20 protein-coding genes are annotated in these 17052 nt (G+C 66.2%); 7 read left to right on the top strand and 13 right to left on the bottom strand.

Features of this window, described 5'->3' with window-relative positions; translation table 11 throughout:
* Positions 1-37 precede the first annotated feature (37 nt).
* Together C489_RS06800 and C489_RS06795 are read right to left on the bottom strand one after the other, a co-directional pair.
* Complete coding sequence (locus C489_RS06800) at positions 38-958, bottom strand: NAD-dependent epimerase/dehydratase family protein (RefSeq protein WP_006430449.1); 921 nt, start codon at positions 956-958, stop codon at positions 38-40.
* A gap of 61 nt (positions 959-1019) precedes the next feature.
* Entirely contained in the window at positions 1020-1628 is a 609-nt protein-coding gene (locus C489_RS06795; RefSeq protein WP_006430448.1) for a riboflavin synthase, read from the bottom strand.
* A gap of 123 nt (positions 1629-1751) precedes the next feature.
* Here C489_RS06795 and C489_RS06790 point away from each other — a divergent pair, with 123 nt between their 5' ends.
* Together C489_RS06790 and C489_RS06785 are read left to right on the top strand one after the other, a co-directional pair.
* Positions 1752-2009: a DUF7533 family protein gene (locus C489_RS06790; protein ID WP_006430447.1), complete on the top strand. Its 258-nt coding sequence runs from the start codon at positions 1752-1754 to the stop codon at positions 2007-2009.
* A gap of 113 nt (positions 2010-2122) precedes the next feature.
* Entirely contained in the window at positions 2123-3199 is a 1077-nt protein-coding gene (locus C489_RS06785; protein ID WP_006430446.1) for a hypothetical protein, read from the top strand.
* 296 nt (positions 3200-3495) lie between these two features.
* Here the strand turns inward: C489_RS06785 and C489_RS06780 are convergent, their stop codons facing one another.
* From C489_RS06780 to C489_RS20720, 4 genes are all read right to left on the bottom strand, one after another.
* Positions 3496-4662: a M24 family metallopeptidase gene (locus C489_RS06780; RefSeq protein WP_006430445.1), complete on the bottom strand. Its 1167-nt coding sequence runs from the start codon at positions 4660-4662 to the stop codon at positions 3496-3498.
* Positions 4659-6536 (bottom strand): UvrD-helicase domain-containing protein, encoded by a 1878-nt coding sequence (locus C489_RS06775; protein ID WP_006430444.1) that lies wholly within the window; start codon positions 6534-6536, stop codon positions 4659-4661. The genes C489_RS06780 and C489_RS06775 overlap by 4 nt, the downstream gene beginning before the upstream one ends.
* A gap of 63 nt (positions 6537-6599) precedes the next feature.
* A complete protein-coding gene (locus C489_RS22120) occupies positions 6600-6758 on the bottom strand; it encodes a DUF7563 family protein (protein ID WP_006430443.1) in 159 nt (52 codons plus the stop codon).
* A 203-nt stretch (positions 6759-6961) separates the two neighbouring features.
* Positions 6962-7147 carry an HVO_0416 family zinc finger protein gene (locus C489_RS20720; RefSeq protein WP_083902775.1) on the bottom strand — a complete coding sequence of 62 codons (186 nt, stop codon included), beginning with the start codon at positions 7145-7147 and terminating at the stop codon, positions 6962-6964.
* 176 nt (positions 7148-7323) lie between these two features.
* Here C489_RS20720 and ubaA point away from each other — a divergent pair, with 176 nt between their 5' ends.
* Complete coding sequence (gene ubaA / locus C489_RS06770) at positions 7324-8166, top strand: SAMP-activating enzyme E1 (RefSeq protein WP_006430441.1); 843 nt, start codon at positions 7324-7326, stop codon at positions 8164-8166.
* A 128-nt stretch (positions 8167-8294) separates the two neighbouring features.
* Here ubaA and C489_RS06765 read toward each other — a convergent pair whose 3' ends face one another.
* Positions 8295-9080 (bottom strand): SDR family oxidoreductase, encoded by a 786-nt coding sequence (locus C489_RS06765; RefSeq protein WP_006430440.1) that lies wholly within the window; start codon positions 9078-9080, stop codon positions 8295-8297.
* 111 nt (positions 9081-9191) lie between these two features.
* Between C489_RS06765 and sugE the strand changes: the two genes are divergently transcribed.
* Positions 9192-9512: a quaternary ammonium compound efflux SMR transporter SugE gene (gene sugE, locus C489_RS06760; protein ID WP_006430439.1), complete on the top strand. Its 321-nt coding sequence runs from the start codon at positions 9192-9194 to the stop codon at positions 9510-9512.
* 38 nt (positions 9513-9550) lie between these two features.
* Here sugE and C489_RS06755 read toward each other — a convergent pair whose 3' ends face one another.
* From C489_RS06755 to C489_RS06740, 4 genes are all read right to left on the bottom strand, one after another.
* The gene (locus tag C489_RS06755; RefSeq protein WP_006430438.1) at positions 9551-10009 is read right to left on the bottom strand and encodes a Tfx family DNA-binding protein; all 459 of its coding nucleotides are present in this window, start codon (positions 10007-10009) and stop codon (positions 9551-9553) included.
* 203 nt (positions 10010-10212) lie between these two features.
* Complete coding sequence (locus C489_RS06750; RefSeq protein ID WP_049890685.1) at positions 10213-10566, bottom strand: hypothetical protein; 354 nt, start codon at positions 10564-10566, stop codon at positions 10213-10215.
* Positions 10567-10830: 264 nt separating this feature from the next.
* A complete protein-coding gene (locus tag C489_RS06745; RefSeq protein ID WP_006430436.1) occupies positions 10831-11823 on the bottom strand; it encodes an MBL fold metallo-hydrolase in 993 nt (330 codons plus the stop codon).
* A 138-nt stretch (positions 11824-11961) separates the two neighbouring features.
* Entirely contained in the window at positions 11962-12453 is a 492-nt protein-coding gene (locus C489_RS06740; RefSeq protein ID WP_006430435.1) for a TRAM domain-containing protein, read from the bottom strand.
* A 206-nt stretch (positions 12454-12659) separates the two neighbouring features.
* On the opposite strand from C489_RS06740, the gene C489_RS06735 reads away from it, so the two are divergent.
* The 3 genes from C489_RS06735 (at position 12660) to C489_RS06725 (ending at position 15394) form a co-directional block, all read left to right on the top strand.
* On the top strand, positions 12660-13451 hold the full coding sequence (locus tag C489_RS06735) for an electron transfer flavoprotein subunit beta/FixA family protein (protein WP_006430434.1): 792 nt from the start codon (positions 12660-12662) through the stop codon (positions 13449-13451).
* Complete coding sequence (locus C489_RS06730; RefSeq protein ID WP_006430433.1) at positions 13448-14404, top strand: electron transfer flavoprotein subunit alpha/FixB family protein; 957 nt, start codon at positions 13448-13450, stop codon at positions 14402-14404. The genes C489_RS06735 and C489_RS06730 overlap by 4 nt, the downstream gene beginning before the upstream one ends.
* A 147-nt stretch (positions 14405-14551) precedes the next feature.
* Positions 14552-15394, top strand: coding sequence for a polyprenyl synthetase family protein (locus C489_RS06725; protein ID WP_006430431.1), 843 nt, complete (start codon positions 14552-14554; stop codon positions 15392-15394).
* Between the two features lie 7 nt (positions 15395-15401).
* On the opposite strand, the gene C489_RS06720 is transcribed toward C489_RS06725, so the two are convergent.
* Entirely contained in the window at positions 15402-16517 is a 1116-nt protein-coding gene (locus tag C489_RS06720; RefSeq protein WP_006430429.1) for a DUF373 family protein, read from the bottom strand.
* A gap of 127 nt (positions 16518-16644) precedes the next feature.
* Positions 16645-16944, bottom strand: coding sequence for an ATP-binding protein (locus C489_RS06715; RefSeq protein WP_006430426.1), 300 nt, complete (start codon positions 16942-16944; stop codon positions 16645-16647).
* Between the last annotated feature and the right edge of the window lie 108 nt (positions 16945-17052).

Here is a 17052-nt window from a genome sequence, read left to right as displayed (position 1 = left end):
CCGGGCCGGTGACGGGAGGCGGCGGAGACACCTGCTCTCATAACCACGTCGGCCCCGGATCCTCCGTCGCCCCACCGTCGTGCCACGAGTGGGCCGGCCGCCAGCCGAGCAGGTCGGCGGCCTTCGCGTTCGAGAACGCCGACTCCCGACCCTCGAGGTCGCAGTCGGCGGGGAGGTCGCCACAGACCGTCTCGACGATTTCCGCGGTGGGCTGGCCGAGATAGTTCTCGTCGGCGACCGCCAGCACGGCCTCGTGCCCGTCGTGGTCGCTCGCGAGGGCTGCCTCGACCACGCGTGCCATGTCACGAACGTCGACGTAGGAACCGAAGTTTCCGGCCGTCGCGTCCTCGGAGAGGTCCGTGTCGTCCTCCGACGGTCGCGCCGGGGTTCTGTCGGGCGAGAAGATCGTCGCCGGACGGATGGTCGTCACGGCGATGCCGTAGCGGCGCGCGACGGCTCGAGCCGTCTCCTCGCTGCAGCGCTTCGAGAGGCCGTAAGGGTCTCCGGGCCGGCGCTCGTGATCCTCGTCGATCGGGAGGGAGTCGGGCGTCCACTCGCGGTCGGCAAAGAGCGCGCCGTAGGTCGCCTGGGAGGAGGTCCAGACGACGTCCGTGTCGGCGCGGCCGGCCGCGACCAGCACGTTGTACGTGCTCATGACGTTGTTCTCGAAAAGCTGTGTTCCGGGGGTCGAAAGCGGATCCGAGAGCGCCGCGAGGTGGACGACCGCGTCGGGGTCGACCTCGTCGATCGTCTCCCACGTCGGCCCCTGGTCGGTCAGATCGACCGCGCGGAACTCGGCGTTGGCCCGCACGCCGGCGGGGCGCTCGAGGTCGAGTCCGACGACGCGCGTGCCCCGATCCGCCAGCCGGTCGACGACCCACGAGCCGACGTCGCCGGTCGCGCCCGTGACGATGGTCGTCTCGACGTCGTGCTCGAACTCCGGTGTGCGCGATGACATACCGGCCCTGCCACGGCCACCCACTAAACCGTGATTGCGAACGTCACCGAAAGAGAGCGCGCTACGCGTCGAACCGCGCCTCGAGCAGTCGTTCGACGTATTTCGAGAGTACGTCGACCTCGAGATGGACCGGATCGCCGGGCGACTTGTCGGCGAGCGTCGTCAGGTTGTAGGTCGTCGGGATAATGGCGACGGTCACCCGCCCGCGCTCCTTGTCAAGTTCCGCGACGGTCAGGCTGATCCCGTCGAGCGTGATCGACCCCTTCTCGACCACGTAGCGGTCGTAGCCCTCTGGCAGTTCGAACTCGAAGAACCAGTCCTCGTCGACCGACTCGACGTTCCTCACCGTCGCGACCGCATCGACGTGGCCCTGCACGACGTGGCCGTCGAACCGGCCGTCGGCCGGCATCGCCCGCTCGAGGTTGACCGTCTCGCCCTCGGCGAGGTCGCCCAGATAGGTTCGTTCGACTGTTTCGGTCGCCAGAAACACCTCGAACCAGTCGCCGTCGGCGTACTCCTCGACCGTGAGACACGCGCCGCTGACGCTGATGCTCTGGCCGTACTCGAGCCCCGTCGCGACCTCGTCGGCACCGATTCGCAGCCGGAGGCCGTCGTCGGTGCGCTCTCGAGCGACGATCTCGCCGGTCTCCTCGACGATTCCCGTGAACATACGTACAGGTGGCGGACGAGGTGGGAAAGCCGTTCCGGGTCCATCCGTGCTCACTCCGGACCGAGTCGGTCCGAGTGCGGGCCGTCGTCGCGTTTTTGGTCGTCCCCCGCGATTCACCCACTAATGGCCGGTATTATCGATACGATCAAACTCGCGGGCACGCTCGTCTTCGCGCTCCCCGCTGCGATGGCCGGAATCGGGCTGCTCAACGGCGACCAACCGCTGTTCGGCGGGGCGCTAATCGGACTCGCGATCGGGCTCGTGGTGATCCAACACTGGCTGACGATGCCCACCGATATTCCCGAAATTCTGGCACAACGGGTCGTCGGAACGGTCACGAAAGAGCCGGACGCGGAGCCCGAACCCGACGACGAGCGGTAGCGCCGCGAAAGCGGTTCGGACAGCTGATCGATTCACGCATACCGTACGCTGACAGCGCGTGACCTCTCGACGGTGGTAGCTATTTACCCGTCGGGGCTGTCGGCCATCTACCGATGATCGATGGCGAGTCGCTGCTTCAATCCGCCCGCGATCGCGTCGGGACCTCGCGGGGACGGCTCGACCGCTCGAGCGAGAACCGACTCAAGCGGTGGCTGCTGTTCGACGGGGACCGCGAGCGGGTCGCGACCAGGTTGCTCGCGACAGTTTTCGCCGTCTTGCTCGTGATGGGCGGGCTCTGGCCCATCGAGTATCAGGACCTCCTGCGCGAGACGACGATGGTCCAGACCGTATTCAACACGCTGCTGTCGGGGACGATCCTGCTGGTCTCGATCGTCGTCTCGATTGCCGCCGTCGGCATCTCGCAGGAACTCACCTCGCTGGGTAACCAGTCCGAACGGGTCGATACGACCATCGACTTTCAAGGGCGACTCGAGGAGCGAGATATCGTCGACGTAAGCCCGGCGCGGCCGGGGCAGTTCACCGCGGTCGTCCTCCGATCGATCAAAGAGCGTGCCGACGAGTTACAGGGCCTCGAGGGGGCCGCCGGTCGGGAGTACCGCGACGAGGTCGACCGGCTGCAGGCCGACATCCACGCGAACACCGAGGAGGTGCTAACGACGCTCTCGCGGGTTCCCAACGGCTCGACGGACGAACTCCTCACGGGCCTGAACTACGATTCGTCGTGGCAGCTCTACCAGTCCCGGCGCATCCTCACCGAGTACGGCGACCAGCTCACCGCCGCCGAACAGCGCGTGATCGAAGACATCATGGACACGCTGCACACGCTCATGGTCTGTCGCGAGTACTTCAAGACGCTGTACTACAAACTCGAGCTCTCGGACCTCTCGACGACGCTGTTGACCGTTTCGCTTCCGACGATCGTCTTCATCACCTACGTGTTGCTCGCGCTCGACTCGGGGTTGTTCCCCGATGTCACCGTCCTCGGCTACACGCCGCTGACGGTCTTCATCAGCCTCGCGTACACGATCGCGCTCGCGCCCTACGCCGTCCTCACATCGTACGTCCTGCGGGCCGCGAACGTGACGAAGCGAACCCCCGAAGAAGGGCCGTTCGTGCTGGACGCGGACCGAGAAACGGCATACGATGCGGACTCGAGCAGCGACGACTGAGGACACGGGAGTGGCGTGGACGGAACGTGCTCGAGACGAACTACCCGAAACGGACCGCATGCGGTGGCGCGCGCTGTGGCGCGGTGAGCGAAAGCGAACCGCGACTCGATACTGCGCGAGGGATGAGCGAGCGAACGAAGTGAGTGAGCGAATCGGCTGGGGAGGACGTGGCGATGTCCTGCCACCAGCGAGAGCGGGACATCCGCTGCCAGCAGTACGACTGTCGAGCGTACGTGTTCATTGGGAACCTGTTCGGAATCACCGCCATCGGTTCTCGAGTCCCGCCGACGCGAAACTCAGTCGAGCAATGCCGTCGGCGAAAGCGACTGGGACGGCGCGGCCAGCCAGTCCGGCCGCTCGTCCTCGTCGTTGGCCGCCATGAGATCGGCGATCCGGACCCACTGGTCTTCCGCTACTCGAGCGGCCACGTCGAGTCGCACGACGGTCCCGGGGCCGATCTCGTCACCCCCGGCAACGGGCCGTTCGCGCGGCTCGAGGCCGACGCCCGCGACCCCCGTCTCGATCGCGTCGCCGTCGCTGAACCCGAACGAGCGAACCTCCGCCTCGAGGTCAGCTTCGACGGCGGTCACGGACTCCGCCCCGGCGGTCAGCATCGACCGCGCGGAGCGAAACGACTGCGTGACGCCGACGTGGACCCGGCGCTCCCGGCCGCCATCGCTGTCGACGACGAGCGTCCGGACCAAGCCGCCATAGTAGCCGGCCGGACCGCGCGGAGCGGCCTCGAGGACGATCGGATCGCCGGGTCGGAGCGGGTGGTCGGGATCGGCGCTCGAGCCGGGATTGACGGCGGTGTTGTCGGCTGGAAAGGCACCCGTACCGACGATGGCCTCGTCGATCGCAATCCGAAGCCGGGCGGGTGTCAGCGGGTCGGGGTCGCCGCCGTCGCTCGCATCGACTGCGAGTCGCCCGTCGACGACCGTTGCGTCGGCGAGTACTGCCGCCGCCCGCTGGATTCCGGCGCTCGCTGCCCGCTGGGCGGCCGCAACTGCCTCCCGTTCGCCGGCCGTCTTCGTCGCTCGAGCGCGCTCGAGGGCGTCCGTCGACGCCAGTTCGAAACCGGCTTGCTCGAGGTAGAGCGCGGCGTCGTGTGGCACTCGCGGGGGCGTCAGGAGTTGGCCCTCGAGTCCGCGATCGGCAAGCGCCGCTGCGAGCCCCTCGGCGGGGTGGCCCCGGGACGTATCGGCCGCCGAGCGGACGACCCACTCGTCTGCGCTCCCGTCGTAGGCGACGGCAGTCAGTCCGGTCGACGGACGCGGGCAGCTATAGCTGATTCCCGGATCGCGTTCGGTGCCGACGTGGACGAACGCGGCGGCGTCGCGATCGGCGAGCGCCCCCGAGAGGACCGTCCCAGCGCGGTCGCGTCGCTCGTGGCTCTCTGCGAGGCTGTCAGGCTCGGAACCCCGAGCCCCACCTGCGACGCCGCGTTCGTTCCCACCGGTCACGGCGCTTCGGCTTCGGCCTCGACCTCGTCCGCATCAGCGTCGGCGATCGGTTCCTGGGCCTCCTCGATCAGTTCCTCGAGGGTCGAATCGGTCAGCTGATTCCGGAGCAACACGTCAATCGGCAGCGTCGGCGCGCCATCGACGAGGTTCTCGAGCAAGACGAGCCGTTCGCGGGCTCGAGACATGCCGACGTAGAAGACGCGGCGCTCGTTGTCGGTCAGCACCGGAACCGGCGAGGTGGTCTTGGTGAACTCCTCGCAGTTGGGGACGTCGGTGGGGTCGTCGACGGTGGCGACCATCTGCTCGACGACCTTCTCGGTGAGGTCGGTGCCGACGAAGACGTGGTCGGCCTCGCGACCCTTCGCGGAGTGGATCGTGCCGACGCGGACGCGGTCGGTCGCCATCCCCTGATACTCGCCGATGGCGAAGTACGAGCGGATACTCTTCTTCTGGAAGTTGGTGACTTTGCGGAGCATGTCCGCCGCCGATCCCGGACCGGGCATGAACGGCGCGTGCTCTTCGACGACCTCGGCGGGGATCATGAGATTTTCGAGGTCGTCGATGCCGGCTTCCTCCTGCCGGTCGTCGATCTCGTCGAAGAGCGCGTCGCGTTCCTTCGTGCCGAAGGCCGAGTCCTGTAGCATATCGGCGAGTCGGCGGGCCTGCAGGCCGGTAACGTCCTCGCCGGCGTCGATGGCCTCAACCGCGCGGACATACTGGGTGAGCCGATCGGTCCACATCCGCTGGTCGGTCAGCGAGGTGAAGGGAACGCCCTCGGTGATGAACTCGTCGATGAACTGGAACATCTGGTAGCGGGCCCGGAACAGAATCATGATCGTGCCGTCGCCCTCGACGAGCGTGCGCCGAACCATCCGGACCACGTCGAGCATCGAGCCGTTCGTCCGCGCTTCGACGGCACCGCCTTCCGTCCGCGGCTTGAGGTCCTTGTCCTGGCGCTGGTCGATGTGGCGGATCTCCTTGTTGACCGCGTTGAGCACGTTCGACGGCAGTCGGTATGAGTTCGGGAGGATGACGTCCTCGTCGACCTCCTCCTCGAGGAGGAGCGCGGGATCGGCACCCTGCCAGGAGTAGACGACCTGATCGTCGTCGCCGGCGATCAGAACCTGGTCCATGTGCGGTTTCCACTCCTCGTAGACGTCGTACTGCAGCGTGGTGATGTCCTGGAACTCGTCGATCACCAGATAGTCGACGCTGGGCAGGAGCGAGCGCTGCTGGACTCGCTCGAGCATGTCCGCGAAGCCGATTTTGCCGTTTTCACCCTTGTAGGAACGCCATGCACGGATGGCCTCGGGGACGTCGATCCGGTCGTCGTCGCTCGGCCACGTCGGGGTGTACTTGTTGCCCTCCTGTGCGTTGGGGTCGATTTCGGGCGGCAGTCGCACTTCCTCTTCGTCCCATTGGAACGGAACGTCGTACCAGTCGGAGACGTCGCGGCTGGTCCGCTGGAGCCACTGGCTCGTCGCGATGACCTTGTTGCCGATCGTCGTCGAGCGGGCGGTTCGGCGGCCGGCACCCGAGTACTCGTCTTCGTACTCGATGCCGTATTCGTCGCAGAACTCCTCCTTATCGGATTCGCCGATCACGTCGCTGCGAGAGAGATCCAGCAGTTCGTAGGCCTTGGCGTGCATCGTACAGACGTTTCCCTGCAGCGCACGCGGGCTCTCGTCGAGTCGCTCGGCAAGCCGCTCGCGAACCTCTTGGGCCGCCGCTCGCGTATACGAGACGACCAGAATGTCGCGGAAGGTGACGCCGTCCTGCTCGAGGATTTCCTCGACGTGGTCGAGAAGGGCGGTCGTCTTCCCGCTCCCCGGACCACCGAACAGGCGGGTAACCGTCGTATCCGTCGTAGTCATTGTAGCGACACAAGAGCGCGACACCCATAAGTGACGTGGGTTTTCTGCGACAGAAACGAGTAGTCAGGGATCGCGGGAAGAACGGGCCTCGCGGACGTCGGCACCGTCGCGGATTTTGTCCTGACAGTCCGGACAAACGCGCGGATCGTCGACACCCGGCGGGGTGAACACGCGAGCGTAGGCGTCCGTCACGAACCCGCCGCAGTTCTGACATTCCGGCATCGTTATTCTCACCGATAGGTGGTCAGTAATGCACCATAATTGTGTCGGAATATTGGATAGAAACAGGCTCGCAATCGGTGACTGAACGTGTCTGAGTACTGGGAAAATGACGAATTGAGCTGGATTGACACGGCACGTCAATCCAGACAGACAGACAGACGGCCGCCGAAGTCGAGCCGACGGCGGTCGTAGCCGACCGCGCGCTACGGTGCTGGTTCCCACCCGCAGACGGTACAGGAGTGAGCGGACGTATCGTGGAGACCGCCGCATTCGGGACACTGCTTCTTGTTATACTCCTGCTCCCACCCTACTCGTTCGACCGAGTGACCGCGATCGGACAGGAATTGATCGATGACGTCGTCACCGGCATCAGTGGGTGAGGTTGCCATAGGTGTGTGAACGTCCACCACACTATTAAATCGTTGGGTCGGTGAAGATCCTGCCACCTCCGCGAGGGAACGCGTCGTCGCGCCAGCCACGAAACGAAGGCTACACGCCGTCGCATCGGCGGGCGGCTGGCGAATCGACCCGCGAACTTTTCTCCCTCTCGCGCCAACACACCCCCATGAGCGACCTGCGTCTCGATTCGACCCAACTCGATCGCTACTCGAGACACGTCATCATGGACGAGATCGGCCCCGAGGGCCAGCAACGCCTCCTCGAGGGCTCCGTGCTGATCGTCGGTGCGGGCGGCCTCGGCTCGCCGGCAATCCAGTACCTCGCGGCGGCCGGCGTCGGCCGGCTGGGGATCGTCGACGACGACATCGTCGAACGGTCGAACCTCCAGCGCCAGATCGTCCACCGCGACGACGACGTGGGTCGACCGAAAGTCGAGAGCGCCGCCGATTACGTCGCGGCACTGAACCCCGACATCGAGGTCGAGACCCACGAGACCCGCGTCACGGCCGACACCGTCGCGGCCCTCGTTGCGGAGTACGACATCGTCCTCGATGCCAGCGACAACTTCGCCACCCGGTACCTGCTCAACGACCACTGCGTGCTCACCGAGACGCCGCTGTTCCACGGCGCGATCTACCGCTTCGAGGGCCAGATCACGTCCTTTACCAACGAACGCGGCGGCGACCGCGACGAGTCACCGCCGTGTTACCGCTGTCTCTTCCCCGAGGCACCCGAGCCCGGAACCGTCCCCGACTGCGCGACCACCGGCGTGCTCGGCGTCCTCCCCGGTACCGTCGGCTGCATTCAGGCCACCGAGGCCGTCAAGTACCTCCTTGGAAAGGGCGACCTGCTCGAGGGACGGCTGCTGATGTACGACGCGATGGGCATGAGTTTCGAGGAGGTGCCGATCCAGTCGAACCCGGCGTGTCCGGTCTGCGGCGAGAATCCCGAGATCGAGTCCGTCGGGGACGTCGCCTACGAGGGAACATGCGAAATTTCGGCGGATTGAGCGCATCACGACGGCCTACTCACACACTCTCTCCCTCTCTTACGAATCGAGTGCCGGCTCCCGAGTACCAGCAGTGATAGCGATCGGGATGCCGTCGTGGCGGATCGGAACGGCACCCCGCCGGCTGCTCAACTCCGCAGCAGGCCGCCGTCGATCGGGATCTCGGCTCCGTTGACGAAACTCGCCCGCGGGCTCGAGAGGAAGGCGACGACGTCCCCGAGTTCGCGGGGGTCACCGATGCGGTCCATCGGAATGTCGTCGGCCATCGCGGCCAGTCCCTGCTCGTAGTCGTCGTAGGTGCCGCGCTCGACGCGAGCCTCGAGGAGTTCCTCGATCCGGGCCGTTTCGATCGTCCCCGGGAGGACCGCGTTGGCCCGGATTTCGGGGGCGAACTCCCGCGAGACCGTTTTGACGAGGCCGATCACGCCCCGGCGCACCGAGTTCGAGAGCAGCAAGCCGTCGGCGACCTCCCGCACCGTCCGGGACGTGATGCAGGTGATCGTCCCGTGGTCGGACGCGAGGAGGTGCTCGTAGCTCTCCTCGATGGTCCAGACGACGCTCATCACCAGCAGGTCGTAGGCCTGATACCAGTCCTGTTCGTCGGTCTCGAGAAACGTCGTACTCGGCGGCCCGCCCGAGGAGGTGACGAGGTGATCGAGCCCGCCGAAGGCGTCGACCGTCTCGCTCACGAGATGGGAGACGTCGTCCGGGTCGGTGAGGTCGGCCTGCACGGCGAGTACCTCGCCGTCGCCCATCTCGGCGAGTTCATCGCGCGCGTCCTCGAGTCGCGCCGCGTCGCGGCCACAGATCGCGACGTTTGCGCCGTCCGCTGCCAACGCCTGTGCGCTCGCAAAGCCGAGGCCGCTCGAGGCGGCGGTCACCAGTGCGCTGTTGCCGTCGAGATCGAAGTCCATACCGGGGTCGACGGGGGCGGCCTACAAATCTCTCCGGGAATCGGCCGCGTCTGCTCCGGCGGGTGGGCGCACATCGCTGTACTATAGTCGGGCGAGCCCGGAGTGACACTGATGTCGTGGCCGCTGCTCTTCGTCGCGGGACTGTTCGAAATCGCGTGGGCCATCGGGCTCCACTACTCCGACGGGCTCTCGAGGCCGATCCCGACCGTCGGGACGGCGGTCGCGCTCCTCCTGAGTATGGTGCTTCTCTCGCGGGCGATACAGTCCCTGCCGATCGGAACCGCGTACGCGGTCTGGACCGGAATCGGTGCGGTCGGGACGGCGACGCTTGGAATCGCGTTGCTCGACGAACCGGCAACGGTGGCTCGGCTCGGCTTCATGTCCCTCATCGTCGTCGGAATCGTCGGCCTGCACCTCGTCTCGACCGGCTGATCCCCCGACGAAGCCCGGTTCTGAGCCGTTCGACCGGGTCAGCCCTGATGGCGAACGCGGACCATTCCCTCCGAGGTTACCCCGACGATCAGCGGCGTCGACACCTGTCGACCGGTGACGGCCGATCCGGCGGCGTCGCTGACGACCTTCATCAGGTCCGGCGCGGTGTGATCGACCTTGACGCCGGCCTCGTCGCAGGCGTCGTAGACCAACTGGGGCACGTCGTAGAGATCGGTGCCCGAGGGAACCCGAACCCGGACTGGTGCGCGAAGCGCCTCCGCGAACGCGACCGTCTCGCGGGCTTTCGACACGTTCTCCCGGGCGCTCGACTCGATCGAGGAGACGTTCGCCCGCGAGGTCCCGAGCGCGTCGGCGATATCGGCCTGCGAAACGTCGCGTTCCCGCAGTGCGAGCACCTGCGCCTGCCGGTAGGTCAACACGCTCGTCTCGGGGTCGAACCCGATCTCCTCGAGGAGTTCCTCGACGTCGTCGATCACGGCGACACCCCTCCCTCGAATCCGCGGACTCGCGTGTGCATGTGTACAGCCTATTTCGGCGGGATCAAAGCTTCCCGGGTCTCGGCACCGAGTGAGCCCCGTGACCGGCGGACTCGAGACTGCGGGCCTGCGAAACGAGTCGGCAGTCGCGACCGGTCGAACGGACAGCGGAAAACGGATCGCGGTCGGGGCCGAGCGCTCGATCAGTCGGCCGACTGACCGGGCGCGGGGTACTCCTCGTCGGACAGAAAGTCGCTCACGGTCCGTCGGGCCTGTCGGGCCAGCGAACCGGCGAACCGGACGACATTTGCGGGGCCGTCGTGGGGGCTGGGCGAGCGGTAGGAGACGATCAGCGACCACATCATCGCGACGCCGAGCGAGCCCGCGGCCGAGAAGGTCATTCCCATCGTCGCGTACGTCACGGCGTAGATCGCGCCGATGGTCATCGACGGGACGCTCGAGCCAAGTGGGATGTTCGCCGTCGCATCGCGCACCGTCGGCGCGAGGAACACGATCGAGAGGACGCTTCCGGCGAGGAATATCAGGTCTTGCCACATCATGGCCGTTCCTAACTCGGGTATGAGTAAATACTTCTCGGTATCGAACCGGGTCGAAATATATTCGAATTAGTCTGTAAAATACGGCTGACTATCTCCGGTCACGGAGTTTCGTGATCCTCGAGAAGTGGACCGTTTCTGCGAGCCTCAACGTCGCGACGAAAGGTCGCGGGACGTTCGCGAGTCAGGACACCGGGCAGCAATTCTCGACGGGAGAGATGGGAGCGACCGCCGCTCCGAGCGATCGTTGGCCCGGTCTCGGCGTCAGTACTCGAGGTCCCAGCGTTCGTCCTCGAGCCCCGCGAGGTCGTCAGCGACGCCGTCGGCGAGTCGGTACGCGGAGCCCTCGCGAACGACGGTGCCCGCTCGCTCGAGGTGTTCCAGATGCGCGTATGACTCGCCGGGGCCGTGGAGGATGTGGATGTCGTCGAGGTTGCCGAACAGGTCGGCGCTGACCGTCCACGCGTCACAGGGCCCGAGCCGCTCCAGCGCGTCGAGGACCCGCCACGAGCGCTCCGCGTGGTGGTCGATGATGTACTGTGCCCGCTCGGCAGGGTCGTCGATCGGGTCGCGATGGCCCGGCCACGCGCGGGCGTAGTCGGCCTCGGTGATTTGCTGCAGCGCGCGGAGGTACTTCTCGAGCGGGCGGTCGACGCGTACGTCCGCGCCGCCGACGTTCGGGGTATAGACCGGCAACAGCGTATCGCCAGAAAACACCTCCCGGCCGCGCTCGAGGTCGGCTTCGAACATGCACAGCCCGGCCGCGTGCCCGGGGGTGTGGACGACCTCGAGTTCGGTGCCGGGGATCGAGAACGTGTCACCGTCCGCGAACGGGGTCACGGTCGGCGTCTCGGTCGTCGCCACGTCGGGGCGCATGCGCTCGCGCAGGACCTCCCGCTCGGCCTCGGGCATGCCCCACTCCTCGAAGTACCGCTCTTGGCGCTCGTACATCGCCTCCCACGCGTCTTCGCCGCCTTCGATAAGCGCCGCGTCGGCGGCGTGTGCGTACACGTCGGCCCCGCTCTCGGCCTGAATGTCACCAGCCAGCCCGCAGTGGTCGTGGTGCCAGTGCGTGAGGAAGATCCGGTCGATATCCGCGAACTCGAGTCCGCGGTCGGCGAGTGCCGTCGCAAGGGCCTCGCGGGTCGCGTCGGTCCGGTCGCCGGTATCGATCAGCGCCGTCTCCGAGTCGTCGGTGAAGAGGTAGGCGTTGTTGTCTCCCTCGAAGGCCGAGTTCGACAGCGAAATGCGTTCCATGTGCCTCCATCGCACGGGACCGAGAAAACGTTGTGTGAGCCGGAACGGTGCGTCGATACGAGCATCCGCTGACCCAGGACAGTTGAACTTCGGAGAAAACCGACCGACGCAGCGCGATCTGTCCACTCAAGGGGGACGTTACGAGCCCCAGAAGTTATCGCGACTGCCGAGTCGCTCGCGCTCGGGACCGCCGTCGTCGCCGTCGTCCGAACCGGACTCGTCAGCAACGGCGTCACCATCGTCACCGTCGTCTCCCGACGCCGCGCCCTCCTCGTTGGCGTCGTCTTCGTCGGGATCCATCGGGAGAAGTTCCAACTCCTCGGCGCGCGCGTGATTGCTGTGGACCCGCGTAATCTCCACTCGCGCACGGGCTTCCGGCAGGACGCCGTCGACCATCACGATGAACCCGTCTTCAGTCCGGCCGACGCCGGCACCGCTTTCGTGCATATCGACGACATCGATGACGACTTCCTCGCCCGACTTGACCGGCTGTGTTTTGAGGTCTTCGATCGGTTGGCCGTAGTGGTTACACCACTCCTTGCCACCCCGATCACCGTAGTGTTGACATCCCATTCCCGAAATCCGTTCGGAGAACTCCGGGCAGTCGTCGGCGAGTGGACAGTCTGCCATACTCAGCACTACCAGCGGTGGCGTTAAACCGTTTCCGTCTTGGAGATCGATCAGGCGCGCGAACGAAACGCTGGTAGCTCACTCCCCGGAGACCGCCAGCAAACGTAGCGCGAAACAAATCATTCGAAAAACATGGTAACTGAACGGCTTCTGCGTGAGTGGCGGTTTCGAAAAGATTTACGGTATGGACGTAGCAGTGACAAACGATGAAAATTCTCGTTACGGTCAAAGAGGTGGCGACCGTCGAAGACGAGTTCGAAATCGAGGGAACCGAAATCGCGGACCAGTACCTCGGTGCCGACCTCAACGAGTGGGACGATTACGCGATCGAAGAAGCCGTCCAGTTGCAGGAGGACGGCATCGCCGATGAAGTCGTAACCGTCACCATCGGACCCGAAGAGTGCGAACAGACCATCCGGCAGGCCCTCGCGAAGGGTGCCGACCGCGCGGTTCGCGTCTGGGACGACTCCCTCGAGGACGTCGACCTGCTCGATGTCAACGCCAAGACGGAGATCCTGAGCGCCGTCGTCGAGGAAGAGGATCCCGACCTCGTGCTCTCGGGGGTCCAAGCCGGCGACGACAGCTTCGCCGCGACCGGCGTCTCCGTCGCCGAGAACCTCGGCTACCAGTGGGGTGCCGTCGTCAACCACCTCGAGCACGACTTCGACGATGACCTGGCTTCGGTGCGACGCGAACTCGAGGGCGGCGTCGAGGAGCTGACCGACATCGAGCTCTCGGCCGTCCTGACGATCCAGACGGGGATCAACGAGCCCCGCTACGCCAGCCTCCGGGGCATCCGCCAGGCCCAACAGAAGCCGATGGACATCAAGGCCCTCGCCGATATCGGCGTCGACGAGAGCACCATCGAAACCGAACTCGAGCTGACGGACATGTACGAGCCCGAAAGCGAGAGCGACGCGACGTTCTGGGAGGGCAGCCCCGAGGAGACCGCCTCGGAGCTGGGTGAACTGCTCCGCGACAAGGGGGTGGCACAATGAGCGACGTCCTCGCGGTCGCGGACCACCGCCGCGGCGAACTGCGCGATGTCAGCTACGAGATCATCACCGCCGGCCGCCAGCTCGCCGACGAGACCGGCGGCGACCTCCACCTCGCGGTCATCAGCGGCACCGTCGACGACTTCGCCGAGAAGCTCAACCGCGACGGCGTCGACGCGATCCACACCGTCTCCCACGGCGAGGAGTTCAACCACGACGTCTACACGCAGGCGATCGCGCAGCTCTACGACGACCTCGCCCCGCAGTACGTCCTGACGCCCAACAGCGTCAACGGCCTCGACTACGCCCCCGCCATCGCCAACCAACTCGACCTGCCGATCGTCACCGACACGATCGACCTCGACAACGACGGCGAGACCCTCGTCGCGACCCGCGAGATGTACGGCGGCAAGGTCGAGACGACCAACGAACTCTCCGGCGACGCGGTCGTCACGATCCGCGGTGCCGAGTGGCCCGCCGCCGAAGGAACCGGCGACGCCGCGATCGAGGCCTTCGAGGCCGACATCGACGAGGATGCCGTCGGCTCGACGGTCAACGGCTTCGAGGAAGTCGGCGGCGGCGACGTCGACATCAGCGAGGCCGACGTGCTCGTCTCGATCGGCCGCGGGATCGAGGAAGAGGAAAACCTCGATCTCATCCGGGATCTGGCGGACGCACTCGGTGCGACGCTGTCCTCGTCCCGGCCGATCGTCGACAACGGCTGGCTGCCAAAGAACCGGCAGGTCGGCCAGTCCGGGAAGGTCGTCACCCCTGATGTCTACATCGCTATCGGGATCTCCGGGGCAGTCCAGCACGTCGCTGGCATGAAGGGCTCCGATACGATCGTCGCGATCAACACGGACCCCAACGCGCCGATCATGGACATCGCCGACTACGCGATCGTCGACGACCTCTTCGACGTCGTCCCCGAACTCATCGACGAGTTCGACGGATAAGCGATAGGACCGCGAGCGTCTGCGACGCTCGTAGCCGTTTGGTCAGTTTTCCGTGCAGCTTCTCCGCATCTCCCGTACGCAACAGAGGGGACAGAGGGGCGTAGTTGATCCGTTAGCTACTTTTCCACCCCATCCTAAGCGCGGGTGATGGAACTGCTGGAGCGCCGACGGGCGCTGATCGAGGAGCGTCTCGTCGAGGTCGTCGAAGGGGTCGAACCCGAGACGCTCAGCGAGGAGGTTCGCCACGTCGCGCTCTCCGGAGGGAAGCGCGTTCGACCGATGGTGACGCTGCTGGCCTGCGAGACGGTCGGCGGGCGGGCCGAGGACGCGGTCGAGTTCGGCGTCGGCATCGAACTCGTCCACAGCGCCTCGCTCGTCGTCGACGACATCATCGACCGCTCGGAGCTGCGCCGCGGGACGACCAGCGCGTGGGCCGAGTTCGGCCACGGGCCGGCGATCATCACCAGCGACGGGCTGCTGGGCGAGGCCTTCGCCCTCTTTTCGGCCGATCCGGACGCCACCCGCGTCGTCGCCGAGGCGATGGTCGAACTCGGCATCGGCGAGGCGACCGAACTCTCGGCCGAACCCACGAACGAAGAAGAGTACATGACGCTGGCACGGCGCAAGACCGGCGCGCTCTTTCGGGCCGCGGCCGAGCTCGGCGCGATCGCCGCCGACTCCGACCCCGTCACCGTCGAGGCGCTGGGCGAGTACGCCGAACGCGTCGGCGTCGCCTTCCAGATCAGGGACGACGTGTTGGACGCCGTCGCCGACCCCGAGGAACTCGGCAAGCCGACCGGCCACGACGCCGCCTTAGAGCGGCCGTCGGTCGTCCAAGTGACCGATCTCACGCCCGACGAAGCCAATGCACACGCGCAGGCGGAGGCCGATCGGGCACTCGACGCGCTGGACCGGGTCGAGGTCGCCGACCCAGAGGCTCGACAGTATCTACTCGAGTTAGCGGAGTTCGTCGTCGAACGGGAACGCTAATCGCCGTTTAGACTCGCTCGGCCCCTCGCTGTCCCCCGTCTCGATCCGAATCGGAAAGCCGCGACTCGGCGACGGCAAAGGCCAGCGTGCTCGCGATTCCGAGCAGCGTGCCGGCGGTCAGCGCCGTCGCGAGGTAGGTGATCCCGACCCGATCGAGGAAGAAGGCGCTCACCGCGTGGAGGACGACCGCGATCGAGAGCACGTAGAAGGGCGCGTTGAGATAGCGCCACTCCAGGGTCCCCGCGATGTACTCATCGGTGATCTGGCCAAGGCTGGTGGTGACGCCCGCGGCGGCAAACCAGTGGATCGAGCCGTTGACGAGCGCGGCGAGCATGACCGGCACTTCGACGGACCCGTCGGTCGATTGGCGGACCGCCTCGAGGGTGTCCGTCCCGCTGACGCCGCCGAGGACGAACAGCGCGGCCGCGACGATGTACGCGAGCAGAGTGGTCCGGCCGGCGTACAGCGAGTGGCGGGCGCGTTCGACGGTCGCGTCCAGCCGGTCGCCAAGCCCTAGTCCGCGCGAGATGAGATAAAATCCGAGCAGTGCCGACGTCATTCCCAAGACGAACCCTGGCATATCCAGCGCGGATCCGATGAGTGCGAGGGGGTAGATCAACAGGAGGATCCCCAGCGGAATGAGCACCGTTCCGCGGGTCTCGGGGTCGTTCAGGACCTGTTTGATCGTATAGTACATCGACTCGAGGTTCTGTGCCTGTCGGACGACCACCCGTCGGACGCCGTCGATCGGGACCCGCGAGCGGATGATCGGGATGACGGATTCGTCCTGTGCGCCGTCGGTGACGACGAGCGCGGTGATGTCCTCGGCGGTCGAGAGGCTCGCGAGGACGGTATCGACCTCGTCGCCGACCTCGCGGTTGGCGCTGACGTCGCCCTCGTCGTTGCCGGTGACGACGGCGACCTCGACGCTCTCGTTGCGTTCCGCCAGATCGTCGTAGACGTGCAACCCCTGAAAGATGACGTTGACGTCCGAGTCCTCCGGGTCCGCAGTGGCCAGCGCCACGGCCGCTTCCTCGACCGGGTCGCGACCGATGACCGGCGTGGAGAAGCCGGTCTTGCGCCCGAGATCGTCGTCGAGATCGACACAGAGGACCAACAGCATCGGCTCGTGGTTGCACGCCGCGCTATTTCCCTCTTCTGGGACAGCGAGACCGTGTTCCGTACTGACGGGTCGACGGCGACCGCGAACGACTCGAGACCGGTCTCGCGACGTGCCGAAGCCGACTCGCTCAGACGGAATCGGCGGCGGTGTCGGACGCGCCGCCGTCGACTCGCACATCGTCGAACTCGAAGCGAGCGCCGCCGGACGCTCCGTTTCGGGCCGCAATCGACCAACCGTGGGCCGTCGCGATCCCCTCGACGATCGCCAACCCGAGCCCGGTCCCGTCCGCATCGGTCGTGTAGCCGAACTCGAACAGCGACTCGCGATCGGCCGGCAGCCCCGACCCCGTATCCTCGACGTAGAATCCGTGCGGCCGCGTCCCCTCGTCGGTCCCGCGAGCGTTCGACTCGAGAGCACCGACGGTCACGAGCAGGCGATCGGGCTCCTCGCCGTGGCTCCCCTCGGCGGCTGTCGAGCCGTACTCGGCGGTATCTTGACGAGTTTGCGAGTCAGGGCCTGTCTCTTATACACATCT

The sequence above is a fragment of the Natrinema versiforme JCM 10478 genome (assembly GCF_000337195.1).
GTDB classification, from domain to species: domain Archaea; phylum Halobacteriota; class Halobacteria; order Halobacteriales; family Natrialbaceae; genus Natrinema; species Natrinema versiforme.
Note: the sequence above shows the minus strand (reverse complement) of the source record. Positions and strands in the feature narration are given on the sequence as shown.